This window comes from Methylobacterium sp. Leaf111 (assembly GCF_001423285.1).
Lineage (GTDB): Bacteria > Pseudomonadota > Alphaproteobacteria > Rhizobiales > Beijerinckiaceae > Methylobacterium.
The window spans coordinates 1-15,271 of record NZ_LMNE01000023.1 but is presented as its reverse complement, the minus strand read 5'-3'; the positions used below and the strand labels follow the sequence as shown (position 1 = coordinate 15,271).

The window sequence follows — 15,271 nt, the reverse complement described above, 5'->3', positions numbered from 1 at the left end:
CAGGGCCGGCGAAGGCCAACCGTCTTTCGGCGACGACCGTTCGCGTCCGGAGAACGCTTCGCGGCTCAGGCCGCGTCGGCGGTGAGGCTCGCGACGAGGAGGCTCGCCGCCGGGGAGCGTTCGCCGGGGCGGGAGACGATGCGCAATTCGCGCTGGGCCCAGGGGTCGGTGAGGGGGATCGCGGCGAGGTCCATGGCGCTTCCCAGGAGGGCGAAGACTCCGAGGGGCACCACGCCGAGCCCCATATCGGCCTGGGCCATGCGCAGGACCGCGTCGAAGCCCGGCACGTGGACGCGCAGGCGCAAGGGGCGGCCGATGCTCTGCGCCTCGCCGCGCACGCTGGCATAGATCGAGCTCTCGGCGTGCAGCCCGACGAAGTCGTGGTCGAGGGTGTCCCGGAAGGCGAGTGCGGGCCGGTCCGCCAGGGGATGGTCGTGGCGCATGACCACGACGAGGCTGTCGCGGCGGTAGAGCACGCTGGTCAGGTCCCGGGCCGGGATACTGCCGGAGCAGATGCCGAGCTCGGCCAGGCCCGCCTCGACGCCGGCCACCACGCCGCCGCTCGGGCGCTCCTCCAGGCTGATCTTGATGGCCTCCTGGCGCGCCAGGAAGGCGCGCAGGTCCTCGGGCAGGAACTGCACGATAGCCGACAGGTTGGCGAACATCCGCACGATGCCCCGGACGCCCTTGGCGTGCTCGGCGAGCTCCACCACGATCTGCTCGACGTCGTGCAGCATGCGCCGGGCGTGATGGAGCAGGGTCTCCCCGGCCGGGGTCATCACCATGCCCCGCGCCTGGCGCGTCATCAGCTGGACGCCGAGACTCTGCTCCAGCTCGACCAGGCGCTTGCTGACGGCGGAGGGGGCGATCGCCGCCCGCCGGGCCGCCTGGGTCAGGGTGCCGTCCTCGCACATCGCCACGAACAGGCGCAGCGTCGTCGGATCGAGGCGCCGCAGGAGCGTCGGGGCCAGCATGTCCATCCCTCTCACCGGCCCCGACCGGCGCGGACTGCACCCCGGGGCTCCGGCGAGACTACAGCGCCGGACGGCCCGACGGACCAGCCCGGCGGCGGCAGATCGGCGCGTCCGTCTCCGAAGGCCCGGAGAACCGGCCTCCGGGGCCGATGGGCCGGCCTCGGGCCAGCGGATGGCGCCGGCGACGCCCCGGACGCCCGGGCCGTCGGCGACCACGGGGCCGCCGGAATCCCCCATGCAGGCCTCAGCCCCGCCGCGGGCGACCGCGATGGGGAGGCCCGTCGTGGTGCGCAGCACCGGGTCGAGGCGGGTCGTCCTGAGGAAGCCGACGCCCCTGGCGCGACAGCCCCGCCTCGGTGAGGGGCAGCGCCTGGGGCACGGTGGGCCGGCCGAGCCGGAGCGGTTCGCGTCCGGGCACGGGCCGGGAGAGCCGCAGGACGGCGGTGTCGAGGGACAGGGCTACAGGCGGGAAGACGCGGACGGCAGGTCGTCCGGGAGGGTGTCGCAGCGGGCGAGCGCCGCGACCCGGTCGGTCCGCGTGCTCGGGCGGGCCCCTTCGGACAGGACGACCGCCGAGGCGACGGAATCGTCCCGCACGCCATGGCCGGCGGTGCGGACGAGGTCCGGGGGGTGACCACGTCGGCGCAGCGGTTCGGGCCGATCGCGACCGCGTGGCGGCGGCCGACGCTCGCCCTGCCCTTTCGGGGTTTCCCGCTTCGGCTTCCCGCTCTGCCCCACGACCTCGACACGTCGCTGCCCCTGAACGACGGGCGCTGCCGGACCCTGACGGATCTCGGCCGCCACGACGCGGCCCCTCGCGCCGCCCGCAGTGCCGGAGGTTCCCGCGCCGCCGACGTTCCCGGCGCCACCCTCCGAACGCCCGAGGGGGCGGACAGAGGCCCCGGAGAGGTGAAGGCGCCGCCCGGGTGGGAATGAGCGCGCCATCGTGGGCCCTGCGATGCGTCTCGGCCGCGACGCTCTTCCGAAGATCAGAGCTTCGGGTAATGCTTCGGATTCTCTACCCCTTCGCAAGCATCCTGCCCTGGATGATCGCGATATCGAGCGTCAGACCCATCATGATCCGTCAAAAGCGACTTATCCGATCCTGATGCTGATCGGAGACGATCATACTTTTTCAATATATATTTTCGAGGATCACTATGATCTAATATCAAATGTTGATCTTCGGTGGCGACTTCAGAGGGGCACGTGTTCGGATCTTTTATCCGCAAGTTCGAACCTCGTTTCAGTCTTTCGGATGCGGACCGGGACGCTCTCGAGCAGGCCAACGTTCACGGCCGCTTCGTCGGTCCCCGGACGGACATCGTCTCGGAGGGCGACGTTCCGGATCACCTCCACATCATTCGCAGCGGACTGGCCTGCCGCTGCAAATTCCTGCCGGACGGGACCCGGGTCATCCTCGCCTTCCTCATTCCGGGGGATGTCTGCGATCTCAACGTGCCGATCATCGGTGCGCTCGACCATTCCATCGCGACACTCACCCTGTGCGAGGTGGCGCGCGTCCCGCACGACGTTCTGGGCCGGCTCACGGCCAGCTATCCGTCGCTGGATCACGTCCTTCGCTGCGCCGCGCTGGTCGATGAGGCGATCCTGCGCGAGTGGTTGCTCGTCGTGGGGCATCGCCCGGCCGACAGGCGGCTCGCGCATGTCTTCTGCGAACTTCTGGTGCGCTTCCAATCCGTCGGGCTGGCGACCGGGAACGGGTACGAGCTTCCCCTCACGCAGGTCGACCTGAGCGATGCGCTCGGATTGTCGCCCGTTCATGTGAACAGGACGCTCGGGAGCCTGAAGCGCCGGAGGCTGATCGCCCTCGACGGCAAGCGGGTGGCCATCCCCGATGTCGAAGCGCTCAAGGACTTCGCGATGTTCGACCCGGCCTACCTGCACCTCGCGCCCGAGGCGAACGCACCGCGTGTGGCGTAGGCCGTCGGCCCGCGATGCCGCGGCCGTCCGGAGGCATGACGCCACCGCCGGCGCCTGTTTGGAGAGGCCCAGACACCAGCGGTAGCGGCTGTCACCATGGACAGCTTGCCGACCATGATCCGCGATCTTTCGCCTGCATTGCGATGGATCAATGCCGCCCGCCGGCGTGCTGAACAGGATTCGCGTCCGGTGATCGCGCTCCTTCGAGGCCTTCCCGCACGTACGAGCCGTCGCGGCTCTTCGGGGCCTGTGCGGAGGGATCCATGCCTCGGTACTTCTTCGACATCTACGACGGACACACCGAGCGCGACGATGTCGGTACGGAATTCGCGGGTCCGCGGGAAGCCGTCCTTCATGCCAAGCGCATCCTGCCCGAGATCGCGATCCACGAAGGTTGGGCGGACGGACATTGCCAAGCCTTCACGGTGCTGGTGACGGACGACGAGGGCCATCCGGTGTATTCGGCCGCCCTGTGTTGCATCGGAACCTGGTTGCTTCGCTGATCGCCGGTCAGGGCCCCCCGTCACGCCGGGGAAGCCCCGGTTGCGTCCGGCGCCGGCCCGGGCCGGGTTGGCGAAACGCCGCGCCAGGGACAGGGCGCCCGGGTCAGGTGACGTAACGGTCGGTGGCGTAGAAGCCGGGGTTCGAGCGGACGAAGTCGATCATCCGGCAGAGGCCGTCATCGATCGACATCCGCGGCGCCCAGCCCATGGCGCGGCGCGCCAGACCGTTGTCGGAGATCAGCTTGAGCACTTCGCTCTGCTCCGGCCGCATCCGCTGCGCCTCGGTCACGATCGGCTTGTCGACACCCATCAGTTCGAGGATGCGGTGGGCGAACCAGCCGACCGAGTAGGTCTCGCCCGTGCCGAGATTGATCGTCATCCCCTCGATGCCCGGCTGCGAGCCGGCCGCGAGGAAGCCCGCCACCGTGTCGGAGACGTAGGTCATGTCGCGCTCCGGCGTCAGGGAGCCGAGGCGGATCTCGTCCCGGGCGAAGGCCTGCGAGATGATGGTCGGGATGAAGGCGCGGGCACTTTGGCGCGGCCCGTAGGTGTTGAAGGGCCGCAGGGTCACCACCGGCAGCTCGAACGAGCGGGCATAGCTCTCGGCGAGCTTGTCGGCGGCGATCTTGGAGGCGGAATAGGGAGACTGCCCCTGGAGCGGGTGGGTCTCGTCGATCGGCGTGCGCAGGGCCGTCCCGTAGACCTCCGAGGTGCTCGTATGGACGATCCGCCCGACGGCGCTGCGGCGCCCGGCCTGGAGCACGTTCAGGGTGCCCTCGATGTTGGCGCGGACGTAGCTGCGCGGCGCCTCGTAGGAATAGGGAATCGCGATCAGGGCGCAGAGGTGCAGCACGACGTCCAGGCCCTCGAGGGTCTGGTAGATGAAGTCGCTGTCCTCGATGTTGCCGAAGGCCACCGTCATCGCGGCCCGGACCTCGGGGTCGAGGAAGTCGAGGTTGCCGACCCGGGCGCCGGAATTGTAGCGCACGATCGCCGTGACCTCGGCGCCGGCCCGCACCAGGGCGTCCACGAGGTGGCTGCCGATGAATCCGCCGGCGCCGGTCACCGCGACCCGCTTGCCCTGCCATGCTGTTCCGTCCATCTCATGCTCCCCAACGGCTTTCCCGAAACACAGTTTCAAGTAGTTCAGCGCACGGTCAGGATCTGCGCAATCGACACAAACGGATTAGGAAGCTTTCAGCGGGATTTCGGGCGTGGGCCGAAGGATGCTCAGCGCTCAGCACGGGCGTGCGGCTCGCGCAGGACCCGGTCGAGCAGGATCTGCCCGACGTAGGGGCGGTGCCCGAGGGCGCGTTCACGGGTGTAGATCTCGCGAATGGTCGCGCTGTCCTCGGCGTCCCAGTAATCCAGGCTGAGGATCGGTACCGGCGGCTCCGCCTCGGCGAGGGGGCGCAGGGCCTGCCGGTGCGGGTCGAGTTCGCGGGGCTCCGTCCAGCGGTAGCCGTTCGCTGGGGCGTCGTAGGTCGTCAGCAGGCTCTCGGCGACGACCCCGTCGACCTGCCCGATGAGCTCGGGCAGCAGGGCGTAGCCGCGATTCATCAGCAGCATCCGGTCGGGATGGCGCCGGCGGATGGTTCGGACGAGGTCGATGGCGGCCGAGCGCATGCCGGCATAGCGCTCGGGGTCGGTCTGCTCGAGATGGGGCGGGGTGTCGAGGGTGTCGAAGAACAGCCCGGAGAACCCGCGCTCCAGCAGAGCCGGAATCGCGACGTCCAGGATCAGGGCACGCCAGGCGGGCCGGCGCACGTCGCACAGCACGGTGTCGGGCCAGTTCGGGTTCTCGCCGAGGAGGAGATCCGGGTCGTCGAGCTGCGCGAACAAGGGACTCGTGCGCTTGATCTCGCCGAGGCTGAGATAGCCGAGCATCTCGGTTCCGAGGTCCCGCATCGGCGTCAGGGGGCTCTTGAAGCCCGGATCGAGCACGACGAGGTCGAAGCCCTCGAATGCGGCCGGCTCCAGGTCTTCGCCGTAGAACAGCGTCCAGGCCAGATGGGGGTGGCGGAGCCGGTCGCGCGCGCGGGCCGGCCGGTCGAGGAGCAGGCCCGCGGCCCCGAGGCCGGCGAGCAGCCGCAGGACGCTTCGGCGCAAGATTTTGGGGCGCAGGATGCTGGGATGCAGGATGCTTGGACGCAGGATGCTTGGACGCCCGACGCTGCGGCGTCCATCGGCGGGATCACGCATCGCTCGACCTTCTGAATCGAAAGTAGCGGCGAACCGGCCGGGCCCGTGCCTCGGCCGGCCGCAGGGACGTGTTGTTGGTGACGAAGGCATGGAAATGCAGCCACGGCAGCTCGTGGGCGAGGAGCGTCACCGCGAGGAGGAACGTGAGGGCCGAGGCGAACAGGTTGCCGTATCCAAAGAACGGGAATCCGAGGGGCAGGAGGGCGGCGGTGAGCGTTCCGTTCAGGATGCAATACGTCGCCGAGACCGCGAGGGCGTGGCGGCGCAGGTCGAAGTAGAGCAGGAAGATGAAGCAGAAGGAGGCGCTGGTCTGGAACACCATTCCGACCAGGGCCGCCCGCAGGATGCCCATCTGGCTCGCCCGCAGTCCGAGGGGTTCGATCGCCACGTAGGAGACCAGGATGGCGATGAGGGCGACGGCCGCGAGGGCGATGAACAACCCGGACAGCTTGGCCATGACGAAGCGCGACAGGCGTGCCTGCTTTCGCGCGAGGTCGCGACGGCTGACCCCGTGGGCGAGGCTGCCGTAGAAGGCGCGGCTCAGGCGGAAGAAGTTGGTCTCCACGTGGACGAAGAACACCGCCAGGATGGGGATCGACGCGAGCTGCGCCCAGAACATCGGCGTGTCGTAGTTCGGCATGGTCCGGAAGGCGCCGCCCACCGTGGTCACGCCGACGGGCGCGGCGACCCACATGATGAGCTTGTCGACCCAGAGGCCGAGGGCGCAGGTGAGCCCGATCAGCGGCAGGTCCCAGTGCGAGCGCAGGGACCGCGCCAGCGCGGCATCGGGCACGAGCGCCACCCCGTATTCCTGCAGCAGGCGGCGGGCGAGGACGAGATCGATGACCGTCAGCCCGATGTTGAAGGCCGTGAGGAGCCGGAGCGGCTCGCTGCTCGGGGCGATCGCGATGAGCGCGACCATGACGGCCGCACCGGCGCCGAAGGCCACGGCGACGATGACGTGGCTCCGGATCGCGCCCATGAAGGGGATCAGGAGCCAGGCCGCGCCCATCAGCAGCAGGTTCTGCAGACCGGCCACCGTATCCGGGCCGGGCAGGTCCGCCGCGAACAGGTAGAGCGGGCCGGCGACGACGAGGGCCGCGGCGGCGAAGAGGGCCTGCGCGGCGACGAACGCGTAGGTGACGCTCGTGTCGCGCTTCAGCCAGACCTGGTCCGAGACGAAGCGCGTGCAGACGAAGGCGATCGGGCCGGTGAGAATCGCCGAGATCAGGGCGTTGTAGATGATGACCGAGCGGAAGAGCGGCAGTCCGGGACAGTCGTCGGTTGGACAGGCGGCGAGATCGATGCCGCCGATCGCCAGGACCGTGAAGATCCACGGACCCGCCACCAGCAGGGCCGCGTAGACGTAGGCTCCGGCGGTACTGGTGAGGGAGCGCCCCTGCGTCATGCGCTCGAGGGCGAAGCCTAGGCCGGCCATGGAATCCTCCCGATCTCCGCCGCCGGACCGTCATCCCGCAGGGATTGAGAGCTTCGGGGGGCTGGTGGATCGAGCGAGGCCGGGTCGAGCGAGGCCGGGTCGAGCGAGGCCGGGTCGAGCGAGGCATAAAGCGCCTCGTAGAGCCCGACGACCCGGTCCTGATCGAACACCGTACGGATGCGCGCGCGCAGGCTCCGGCCCATGCGCGCCCGCAGGTCGCCGTCGCGCAGGAGGCGCGCGAGGGCATCGGCCGTCGCCTGCGGGTCGCAGGCGCGCACGACCAATCCGCCCGCCGTGTCGGAGTCGGGCCCGTCCGGTCCTTCGAGGATCTCGCGGCACGAGCCGACATCGGTCGTCACCGCGGGCACGCCGGCGGCTCCCGCCTCCAGGATCGACAGGGGCTGGGCCTCGCTGATGCTGGTGAGGGCGATGACGTCGGTCTGTCCGAAATAGGTCTTCACGTCCCGAACCCGGCCGAGGAACCGGACGGTGTTCTGCAGGCCGAGCTGGCGCACCAGGGCCCGGCACTCGGCCGCGTAGGCGGGATCCTCGTCCTCGGGCCCGATGATGATCGCGTCGACGTCGGGGACCTGACGGCGCAGCAGGCCGGCCGCCTCGATGAAGGTGCGGATGTCCTTGATCGGAACGAGGCGGCCGACCAGGAGGACGGTGGGGCGGCGCGGCTGCGGACCGGGCGGGATGTCGGCGAACTGGTCGAGGCGGATGCCGTTCGGGATCATGCACAGCTTCGCCTCGGCTGCCCCATCCTCGATCTGGTAGAGCTGGTTGGTCCGGAACTGCGTCGTGATGAGGTCGGCGGCGTCATAGGTGATCCGCGCCATGGCGTTGAAGGCGTTCAGCCAGACCCGTCGCAGCTCGGGAGCCGTGCCGGTGACGTCGAACCCGCCCGCGCCGGACTCGTAGATCCAGTCGGCGACGGAGAGCTCGATCCGGCGCTCGTTGGTGTAGATGCCGTGCTCGGTCACCACGAAGGGCCGCCCCGTCAGGGCCTTGGCCCGGGCCCCGAACAGTCCCGGATAGCCTGTCGAGATGGCGTGATAGATGCGGGCCGGCGGGATCGGCGCGGTGGCGATCGCGATGAGGCTGCGGGCCAGGAAGCGCCAGGTCCAGAAGAAATCGACGAGGGGCGCCCCGGGGAGCATCTCCTCGTAGATCCGTTCGAGCGCGGTCCAGGCCGGGCGCGAATCGAGCAGGGCCCGCTGCCGGAGATCGCACCGGTCGAGCTCCCGGACGCACCGGACCCAGGCCTGCGCGCCCCCATCGGTGAGGACGGCCTGCAGGTCCCGGATCAGCGGCGCGATCGCTTCCCGCCCCCGCAGGAGCGGCAGGCGTCCCGGCGGGCAGGCGTCGATGGGCACGTCGACGATGCGCTCGACGTTCGCCGGAAGGTCGAACTTCCGGGTCCGTTCCTGGTCCGAGGTCGTGAAGGCCACGAGGCTGAAGCGCTTGTCCGGAAAGCTGCGGATGAAGCTGTCGGTCCAGGAGGAGACGCCGCCGAGGAGGTAGGGGTACCCGCCCTCCACGAGCAGGCACACGTCCGATGGGCCGGAGGCGGTCTGCGTACTCACGGCAGGGCCTCCCGCGGGAGGGGCGGCGTCGGAACGCCGCTCTCGGCCTCGATGGCGGCCAGAAGCGCCCGGGCGGCCGTGTTCTCCGGTTCGGCCGCCAGGGCCTGGCTCGCGGCGACGCGGGCGGCTGCCATCTCCGTGCGGGCCTGCAGGGCCTCCGTCAGGCCCGACTCTGCGTAGGCGCGGCGCGCCGCCGCGAGGGCGAGCCAGGGGCCGGCCGCGCCCGGGGCCTGGGCGACGGCCACCTCCAGGGCGATGAGGTCCCGGGTGAAGCGGGTCTGGAGCTTGGCGAGGACCGTCGAGGCCAGCACGCGCACGGAGGCGTCGGTATCCTGGAGCGCGGCGCGGATCACATGGGTCAGGCACGGATCGAAGCGCCGCCCCACGATCGCCAGCGCCTCGAACTTGGCTTCCTTCGCGCCGCCATCGAGGATGTCCGCCAGGGGCACCACACTGCTGGCCTTGCCGACCCGGAGACGCCCATCGCGCAGGTCACTGCTGAGCCGGCCGCAATCCGTTCGCGGGTCGAGATGACCCTCCGTCTCGAGCCAGGTTCCGAAAGCCTCGGCCGGTCGCGGAGGCGCCGCGCCGCGATCGAGGAGCGCGAGGCCGATCGCCAGGAGGGTGCCGAAGGGACCGCCGATGAAGGTCCAGAGGGTGAGGTGCGCCAGCCGCGCCGCCTCGCCCGGTGCCTGAGCGTCCTGCAGGGTGCGCAGGCCGAGGATCAGGCACAGGCCGACATGCCCCGCGAGGACGACGACGGGACCCACGAGGGCATGGAGCAGCGCCGCGGCGAGGGCGAGCTCCCCGAGCGCCGTGGCGAGGGCGACCGCGGTCGGGGAACGGGGGACGCGAAGGTGCGCGTCCCAGGCGGTCCGGGGCCGCGCCGCAGCGAGCGGATCCGGGACGTCGATCAGCATCGCTCCGCCCCGGCCACCAAGCTCCCCATGGCCAGCGCCAGGTCCAGCGCGCGCGGCGCGGCTTCGGCGAGGGTCTGGTTGGGCAGCAGGCCCTCGATCAGGAGCAGGCCGCGCGGGCCCGGGGCGCCGTGGGCCGGAAGGGCGACGGCGAGGACCGCGCCGTCCGGCAGTCTCCGGGCATCCGCGGCGCGATCCCGGCGCCAGAGCCGGTCCGGCGCCTGCGCGACGGTTTCGGCCAGCGTGCCATCGATGGCCGGTGCGGTGGCCCGGTCGCGCGCTCCGCCCTCCGCGACCGTGGCCAGGGGGGCGAGGCCCCGGGGCGTGGCCGCGTAGACCGTGAGTCGGGAGGCTCCCACGAGCCGGCGGCCCAGCTCCGCCAGGCTCGTCGCCAGGCGGAGGCCGTCCTCGGCGTCCAGGCAGGCGAAGGCCTTGCTCACGCTGCCGAGGGTGCGGGTCTCGGCGGCGAATCGGAGTTCGAGGCGACCGATTTCCGCCATGGCGGCCGAGAGGCCCCGGCCGAGGCTGTCGGCCTCGTCGAGGGCGTCGTCCCGCTGCTGGCGCAACTCGGCCGCGTGGAAGATGTGGAGGCTGCGCAACCCGCCGAGGACCAGGGCGCAGGCCAGCCACGCCGTCGGCTCGGCGACGACCTGGCGTGAGTAGGCGTAGTAATCCTGGGTCGCGAGCTGCGAGGGCAGCGCCGAGCTGTACAGCGCCAGGGTCGCCACCAGGGTGGCGAAGACGCCGCCCGCGAGGCCGTACTGCGCCGAGATCAGGATGACCGGGATCCAGAACGGCCGGGGTGTCATCCAGGCGTAGCGGCTGCCGTCGAAGACCAAGTGGTCGATCAGGACCAGGAACAGGACGAGGCCGATGGCCTCCGGGACGTAGCGCCGCCATCCCAGCAACGGGCTGGACCGATCCTGATCCGATGCGCCCCGCTCACCCGCCGCCGCAGTCGTCACCGCATGGCCTCCCACAGGCATCCGCGGCAGGCCATCGAAGTCGATCGCCGGCGCACCGCAAGATCCTGAAACATCTTGAAAAGAGCAGGAATTCAGCTGCGAAGAAATATCGCCGGACCTAGCGATCTTGGATTAGCGCAGGACCAATGCTGTCATCCGTCCGTGTTACCCGTCCGGCCGCCCGTCTTCCGCCCGGCCGAGGGGGCGCGCCCGGTCGGCCGGGCGCGGCTCGGCCCCGGGCGGTGGGCGAAGCCCCGTGTCGGACCACATCCGTCCGATCCCTTGGGGATGGCGGATGCGGGCTTCGCTCGAGCGCCGCGCCGGCTTGCCGATACGGGCACCGCTTCGAGATCGAGCGGAGCCCGCATCAGGCGTTGTGCGTCACCGTCAGGGTCTGCGCGGCCTTCGCCTGATCCGCGGAGGGCCGCGCGTGGGACCAGGCGCCGCCGAGATGGGGAGCCCAGGACACCACGCCCTTGGTGTTCACCAGATAGGCGAGCTCGGTCCGGTTCTTGGCCTGGAGCTTCTTCATGATGTTGCGCACATGCACCTTCACCGTGTTGGTGCACATATTGAGTTCATAGGCGATCACCTTGTTCGGCTTGCCGATCTGCAGGACACCGAGCACGGCCGCCTCGCGCTCCGTCAGCCGGACCGACCCGCGTCCGCGCGCCTCCGCGGCCGGAGGCGCGGGGGGCGTGCAGACGATCCCGGACGGGACGAAGCAGCCGCCGGCCAGCACCAGGGCGATGGCGCTCTGGGCCACCTTCACGGAACTCGTCATCGGGATGAACCCGCTGAGCCCCCGTCGCATCGCCTCGGTGACCTGATGGTAATCCTCGAGTTCCGACAGGAGGACGATCGGAACGCCGGGACTGACGCTGACGAGGGTATCCAGTTCGCTCTCCATCTGGGCGATGCTACGATGGGTCGCCGCGATCACGATGACGGAGGCCGGGGGCCGTTCCGTCGCGGCCTTCTGCCAGAGTCCGACGCTGCAGAAGCCCAGGACCTGGGGGGCGTCGGTACTTTTCTGGATCTGGGAGATCAAGCTCTCCCGGAACAGGACCCGGGGGTCGATGATGACGACCGTGGATTGTTCAGACCTCGCAACGGAAATGCCCGATTCGATTGCGACGAGTGACATAGTCAGCCCTCCCATGCGATCTTCGGTATGCGCCGACTCCAGCGTCACTCGTGAGGTCCGAGATGTTTGCCGCGACGATTTGATTAGCTACAATGGGATTGTGCGGATTACAAGCGATTACTTAACAATCGTTTTGGTGTTAATCCTTGATAAGATATCGGTAGTTTTTCGACTTTCTGAATAGCGAATTACCGATCTCCTTTGGAATCGATCGCGGAAAGCCGGCTCAGAATGCTCTGCTGAAAACTTGTAGAACGCAGGCGTCGGCGCGCGATGGTATCCCCACTCGCGGCTGAGGGACTGTCCTCTGCAGGCCGCATGGGCAGCGGACGGTATCGTTCCCGAGTGGCGGCGCTCACGGTCTCCTACGTCGGTTGACCGAGATTGGTCTGCTTCCGGTGAGCATATCCCGATCGCAGAAGAGTCCATTTTCTAGCGAAAAGGAATTAGCTTCACTGGTTTTGAGCGCATTCGCGGTATCATTCAGCTTGAAAACCTTAGTTTTGAATTCTTGTGTTTTGTTTTTTACTCGCTCTCATGGCTCGCATCGGGGCTTGGGTGCGGACAACGCGTCATGTTGGCCAGTTACGGCACATCGTCGATCGGTCGTCTTCGTGAACCCGGACGCGCGGGCGCGGCGGGGCGGCCATGAGGATCGGCTGGCGCTTCCTCGGTCTCTGGGCCTTTGCCGCCGCCGCGACCGCCTACGCCCTCTCGCCCGGCTCCGAGGAGCAGCTCGCGATGCTGGCGCGGGACGGGCGAACCAGCGAGGCTGCGAGCGAGTTGGCGCGGCTTCTCGCCCTGGGACGCCGGGATCCGGCCTTCCTCGCGGCGGCCGCACGCGCCCTCGAGTCCACCGGCAACCGGGGGCTCGCGGAGGATCTCCTCGAGCGGTACCTGGTGGAGCGGCCCGGGGACGTGCAGGCCCTGGAATGGCTCGCCAATCTCTACCGGGCGTCCGACGACCGTCCGGCCGCCACCCGCACCCTGGTGACCCTGGTGGCCCTGGCCCCGACCCGGCCGCGCCTGTGGGCGCTCCTCGACCTCTACCGGGCCCAGGAGCGCCTCGACGAGGAGCGCGAATTCCTGAAGGGCATCGTCGACGAGACGCTGCTGCGGCCCGTGGACGTCGAGCGCCTGGGCATTCTCCTGTCCTGGGCCGGGGAGCGGGCGGCGGCGTTGGACGCCCTGCGCCGGGCCGACGCGCTGATGCCGGGCACGCAGGAGATCGGTCGGATCGTCCTGTTCGACCTCCTTCTCGCCGAAGGCCTGCGGGAGGAGGCCGCCGAGCGCGCCGGCCATTGGATCGCCGATTGGCGCGACAAGCCCTGGCTCGGCGTGCACGTGGTGCGCCGGATGGCGGCGCGGGGGGACCCGGCTTCCGCCGTCGCCCTCGGCGCGCAGGTGATCGCCCTCAGCCCGGAGACGCGCTTCTACCTGGCGCGGGTGGTGGCCGAGGACGGGAACCGGCGCATCGCCACCCTGCTCCTCGAAGACTGGGCGCAGGGCGGTCCACCGCCTTCCTCCGACGCGGTGGCCGGCTACGTGGCGGCCGCCTATGCGGTGGGAGACGTCGCGGCGCTCTGGCGCAAGGCCTCGCGGATCCTCGCCGAACCCGGCTGGTACGAGGCGCAGATCGCGATCGTGGAAGCCCTGGCCCTGCGCTACGGCCTCGATGCGATCGCGCCGCTGCGGCCCCGCGTGTCCTGGGCCGCCCTGCAGCGCCAGCCCCTGTTCGCCGCGCGGCTGGCGCTGCACGAGGGCAACCCGTTCCTGGCCCGCCGCGTCCTCGAATCCGTCGATCCGGAGACCCTGACCGCTCCGGCCCGGATCGAGTGGGTGGCGCTCGTCAGCCTGATCTCCGGCGACGCGGCGGCCCTGGCGGCCCTGGGCGATCTCCTGCGCCGGGACCGGCTCCCGACCGACTTGCTCCCGGTCCAGCTGCGGCTGGCCGAGCGCCTCGGCCATGGCGGGGAGCAGCGCCTCGGCCTCGACGCCCTGCGTCGAAGCGCCCTCGCCCCGGCGACCATCGCGCGGCAGGCGCAGGCCCAGCAGGCGCAGGTTCAATCCACAGCGAAGGCCGGGCTCGACGCCCGGAGGGTGCAGTGAGCGGCGCCCCGACGACACCCCGATCACCGGGGCGAATCCCACGAACACGCCGAATCCCACGAACTCAAGGAGCCGAGGTCATGTCGAGATGCCGAGCCGTCGCCCTCGCGGTGCTCACCCTTCTGGCCGGTCGGGCGGCCCTGGCCGAGGGCGGGCCGGTCCTCCGCGCCGGGGACCGGCTCAAGATCACCTTCTACGAGACCATGGAGATCCCCAATCCGGCGCCCGGCGACAAGGGCCAGTCCGCGGGCGCCGCCGCGGTGATCCAGACGTTCTACCAGCGGGTGGACCTCTCGGGCGAATACGCCGTCGAACAGGGTGGCGCCCTCTCGCTACCGTTCTTCGGCTTCGTCCCGGCGGCCGGAAAGCCCCTGGAGACGCTCAAGACCGACCTGATGGGCGTCTTCGAGACCGCCTTCGGCCGGCACGGCGGGGTCACGGTCGGCCTCGTGCAGCGTGCGCCCGTCTTCGTCGTGGGGTCCGTCCGCGCGCCGGGTGCCTATCCGTACGCGGGCGGCATGATCGTGCTGCAGGCGGTGGCCCTCGCGGGGGGGCGCGACAAGGATCCCGCCACCCTCTTGGGGGTGGTGGAGACCCTGCGGGAGCGGGAGCGAGAGGACGGTGCCCGCACCCGGCTGAAGCGCGCGCTGGCGCGCAAGGCCGCGCTGACTACGGGACGGATGGGCACGGAGGCGCAGGAGCGGCTTCGGACCCTGGCGGGCCCCGAGGAGGCGGCGGCTCTCCTGGGCGCCGAAGCGAAGGTGCTGCGCCTGGAGGCGAGCCTCCAGACCAGCGACGAGGGATCGCGCAAGGCCGCGGCGGACGCCTCCGGCACCGAGGTCGACCTCCTGCGCAAGCGCCTGGAGACCTATGGGGCCCAGATCGCGGCCCGCGGCGACCGGTTGCGCACCATGGAGGCGCTGTTCTCCCGGCAGGTGGTCGAGAGCGAGCGCGTCGCCGACGTCCGCCGCGACTTCATCGACATGGAGGGACGCCGGCGCGACTACGAAGTCGGGATCCTGCAGGCGGAGCAGCGCCAGAGGATGGCCCGCGAGGCCCTGGACCAGGGCAATGCCCGGCACCGCCTCGCCGCCGAGCGCGAGATCGCCCTGATCGATGCCGAGATCGTCTCCGCCGAACGCGCCCTGTCGACGGCCTCCGTCGTGGGCGCGACGATGAGTGCGGGCTGGGCACGCGATCCGGTCCTCGCCTATCGCATCGTGCGCAGCGGGGCCGGCGGCGCACAGGTCCTCTCCGTCACGGAGACCGACACCCTCGAGCCCGGCGACGTGCTCAAGGTCGTGATCGATCCCCGCGGGGACGAGCATCCCCGGAACGCCACCGCCGAGGCGGCCCCATCCCGGGCCGACGCGGCACCCTAGTGGTGCGAGTCTAACATTTGGTGCCCGCGCTTTGCGGCCTGGATGATGCGATCCGGGTCGGCAGTCCAGACGAAGGGCTTTGGGTCGCCGTTGCTCTCAGC

The 15,271-nt window shown here is 70.2% G+C and carries 12 protein-coding genes; 4 read left to right on the top strand and 8 right to left on the bottom strand.

Annotated elements, in window-relative coordinates; genetic code table 11:
* Nucleotides 1–65: 65 nt before the first annotated feature.
* Nucleotides 66–974, bottom strand: coding sequence for a LysR substrate-binding domain-containing protein (locus ASF41_RS13120; protein ID WP_056215717.1), 909 nt, complete (start codon nucleotides 972–974; stop codon nucleotides 66–68).
* Nucleotides 975–2,183: 1,209 nt separating this feature from the next.
* Here ASF41_RS13120 and ASF41_RS13105 point away from each other — a divergent pair.
* Both ASF41_RS13105 and ASF41_RS13100 read left to right on the top strand, forming a co-directional pair.
* Nucleotides 2,184–2,918 carry a Crp/Fnr family transcriptional regulator gene (locus tag ASF41_RS13105; protein WP_056270124.1) on the top strand — a complete coding sequence of 245 codons (735 nt, stop codon included), beginning with the start codon at nucleotides 2,184–2,186 and terminating at the stop codon, nucleotides 2,916–2,918.
* 263 nt (nucleotides 2,919–3,181) lie between these two features.
* The gene (locus tag ASF41_RS13100; protein WP_056215557.1) at nucleotides 3,182–3,421 is read left to right on the top strand and encodes a DUF6894 family protein; all 240 of its coding nucleotides are present in this window, start codon (nucleotides 3,182–3,184) and stop codon (nucleotides 3,419–3,421) included.
* Nucleotides 3,422–3,524: 103 nt separating this feature from the next.
* Here the strand turns inward: ASF41_RS13100 and ASF41_RS13095 are convergent, their stop codons facing one another.
* The 7 genes from ASF41_RS13095 to ASF41_RS13065 all read right to left on the bottom strand — a co-directional run bounded on the left by ASF41_RS13095 (nucleotide 3,525) and on the right by ASF41_RS13065 (nucleotide 11,583).
* Nucleotides 3,525–4,523: a GDP-mannose 4,6-dehydratase gene (locus tag ASF41_RS13095; protein WP_082504371.1), complete on the bottom strand. Its 999-nt coding sequence runs from the start codon at nucleotides 4,521–4,523 to the stop codon at nucleotides 3,525–3,527.
* 128 nt (nucleotides 4,524–4,651) lie between these two features.
* Complete coding sequence (locus ASF41_RS13090) at nucleotides 4,652–5,623, bottom strand: endo alpha-1,4 polygalactosaminidase (RefSeq protein ID WP_056493849.1); 972 nt, start codon at nucleotides 5,621–5,623, stop codon at nucleotides 4,652–4,654.
* Nucleotides 5,616–7,061: an exopolysaccharide Pel transporter PelG gene (gene pelG / locus ASF41_RS13085; protein ID WP_056493846.1), complete on the bottom strand. Its 1,446-nt coding sequence runs from the start codon at nucleotides 7,059–7,061 to the stop codon at nucleotides 5,616–5,618. The genes ASF41_RS13090 and pelG overlap by 8 nt, the downstream gene beginning before the upstream one ends.
* Entirely contained in the window at nucleotides 7,049–8,650 is a 1,602-nt protein-coding gene (gene pelF, locus ASF41_RS13080) for a GT4 family glycosyltransferase PelF (protein WP_056493842.1), read from the bottom strand. Before pelF ends, pelG begins: the two co-directional genes overlap by 13 nt.
* Nucleotides 8,647–9,570, bottom strand: a complete 924-nt coding sequence (locus ASF41_RS24860; RefSeq protein ID WP_056493839.1) for a hypothetical protein — start codon at nucleotides 9,568–9,570, stop codon at nucleotides 8,647–8,649. Before ASF41_RS24860 ends, pelF begins: the two co-directional genes overlap by 4 nt.
* Nucleotides 9,564–10,475, bottom strand: a complete 912-nt coding sequence (locus tag ASF41_RS13070) for a hypothetical protein (RefSeq protein WP_056493832.1) — start codon at nucleotides 10,473–10,475, stop codon at nucleotides 9,564–9,566. Before ASF41_RS13070 ends, ASF41_RS24860 begins: the two co-directional genes overlap by 7 nt.
* 424 nt (nucleotides 10,476–10,899) lie before the next feature.
* Complete coding sequence (locus ASF41_RS13065; protein WP_210166985.1) at nucleotides 10,900–11,583, bottom strand: response regulator transcription factor; 684 nt, start codon at nucleotides 11,581–11,583, stop codon at nucleotides 10,900–10,902.
* Between the two features lie 744 nt (nucleotides 11,584–12,327).
* On the opposite strand from ASF41_RS13065, the gene ASF41_RS13060 reads away from it, so the two are divergent.
* Entirely contained in the window at nucleotides 12,328–13,788 is a 1,461-nt protein-coding gene (locus tag ASF41_RS13060; RefSeq protein WP_056493826.1) for a lipopolysaccharide assembly protein LapB, read from the top strand.
* Nucleotides 13,789–13,868: 80 nt separating this feature from the next.
* A complete protein-coding gene (locus ASF41_RS13055; protein WP_056493823.1) occupies nucleotides 13,869–15,170 on the top strand; it encodes an SLBB domain-containing protein in 1,302 nt (433 codons plus the stop codon).
* The last annotated feature ends 101 nt before the right edge of the window (nucleotides 15,171–15,271 follow it).

Coding starts and splice junctions, on each gene's coding strand:
- ASF41_RS13100 (WP_056215557.1), top strand. CDS start 3,182: ATGCCTCGGTACTTCTTCGACATCTACGACGGACACACCGAGCGCGAC.
- ASF41_RS13055 (WP_056493823.1), top strand. CDS start 13,869: ATGTCGAGATGCCGAGCCGTCGCCCTCGCGGTGCTCACCCTTCTGGCC.
- ASF41_RS13095 (WP_082504371.1), bottom strand. CDS start 4,523: ATGGACGGAACAGCATGGCAGGGCAAGCGGGTCGCGGTGACCGGCGCC.
- ASF41_RS13120 (WP_056215717.1), bottom strand. CDS start 974: ATGCTGGCCCCGACGCTCCTGCGGCGCCTCGATCCGACGACGCTGCGC.
- pelG (WP_056493846.1), bottom strand. CDS start 7,061: ATGGCCGGCCTAGGCTTCGCCCTCGAGCGCATGACGCAGGGGCGCTCC.
- ASF41_RS13090 (WP_056493849.1), bottom strand. CDS start 5,623: ATGCGTGATCCCGCCGATGGACGCCGCAGCGTCGGGCGTCCAAGCATC.
- ASF41_RS13060 (WP_056493826.1), top strand. CDS start 12,328: ATGAGGATCGGCTGGCGCTTCCTCGGTCTCTGGGCCTTTGCCGCCGCC.
- ASF41_RS24860 (WP_056493839.1), bottom strand. CDS start 9,570: ATGCTGATCGACGTCCCGGATCCGCTCGCTGCGGCGCGGCCCCGGACC.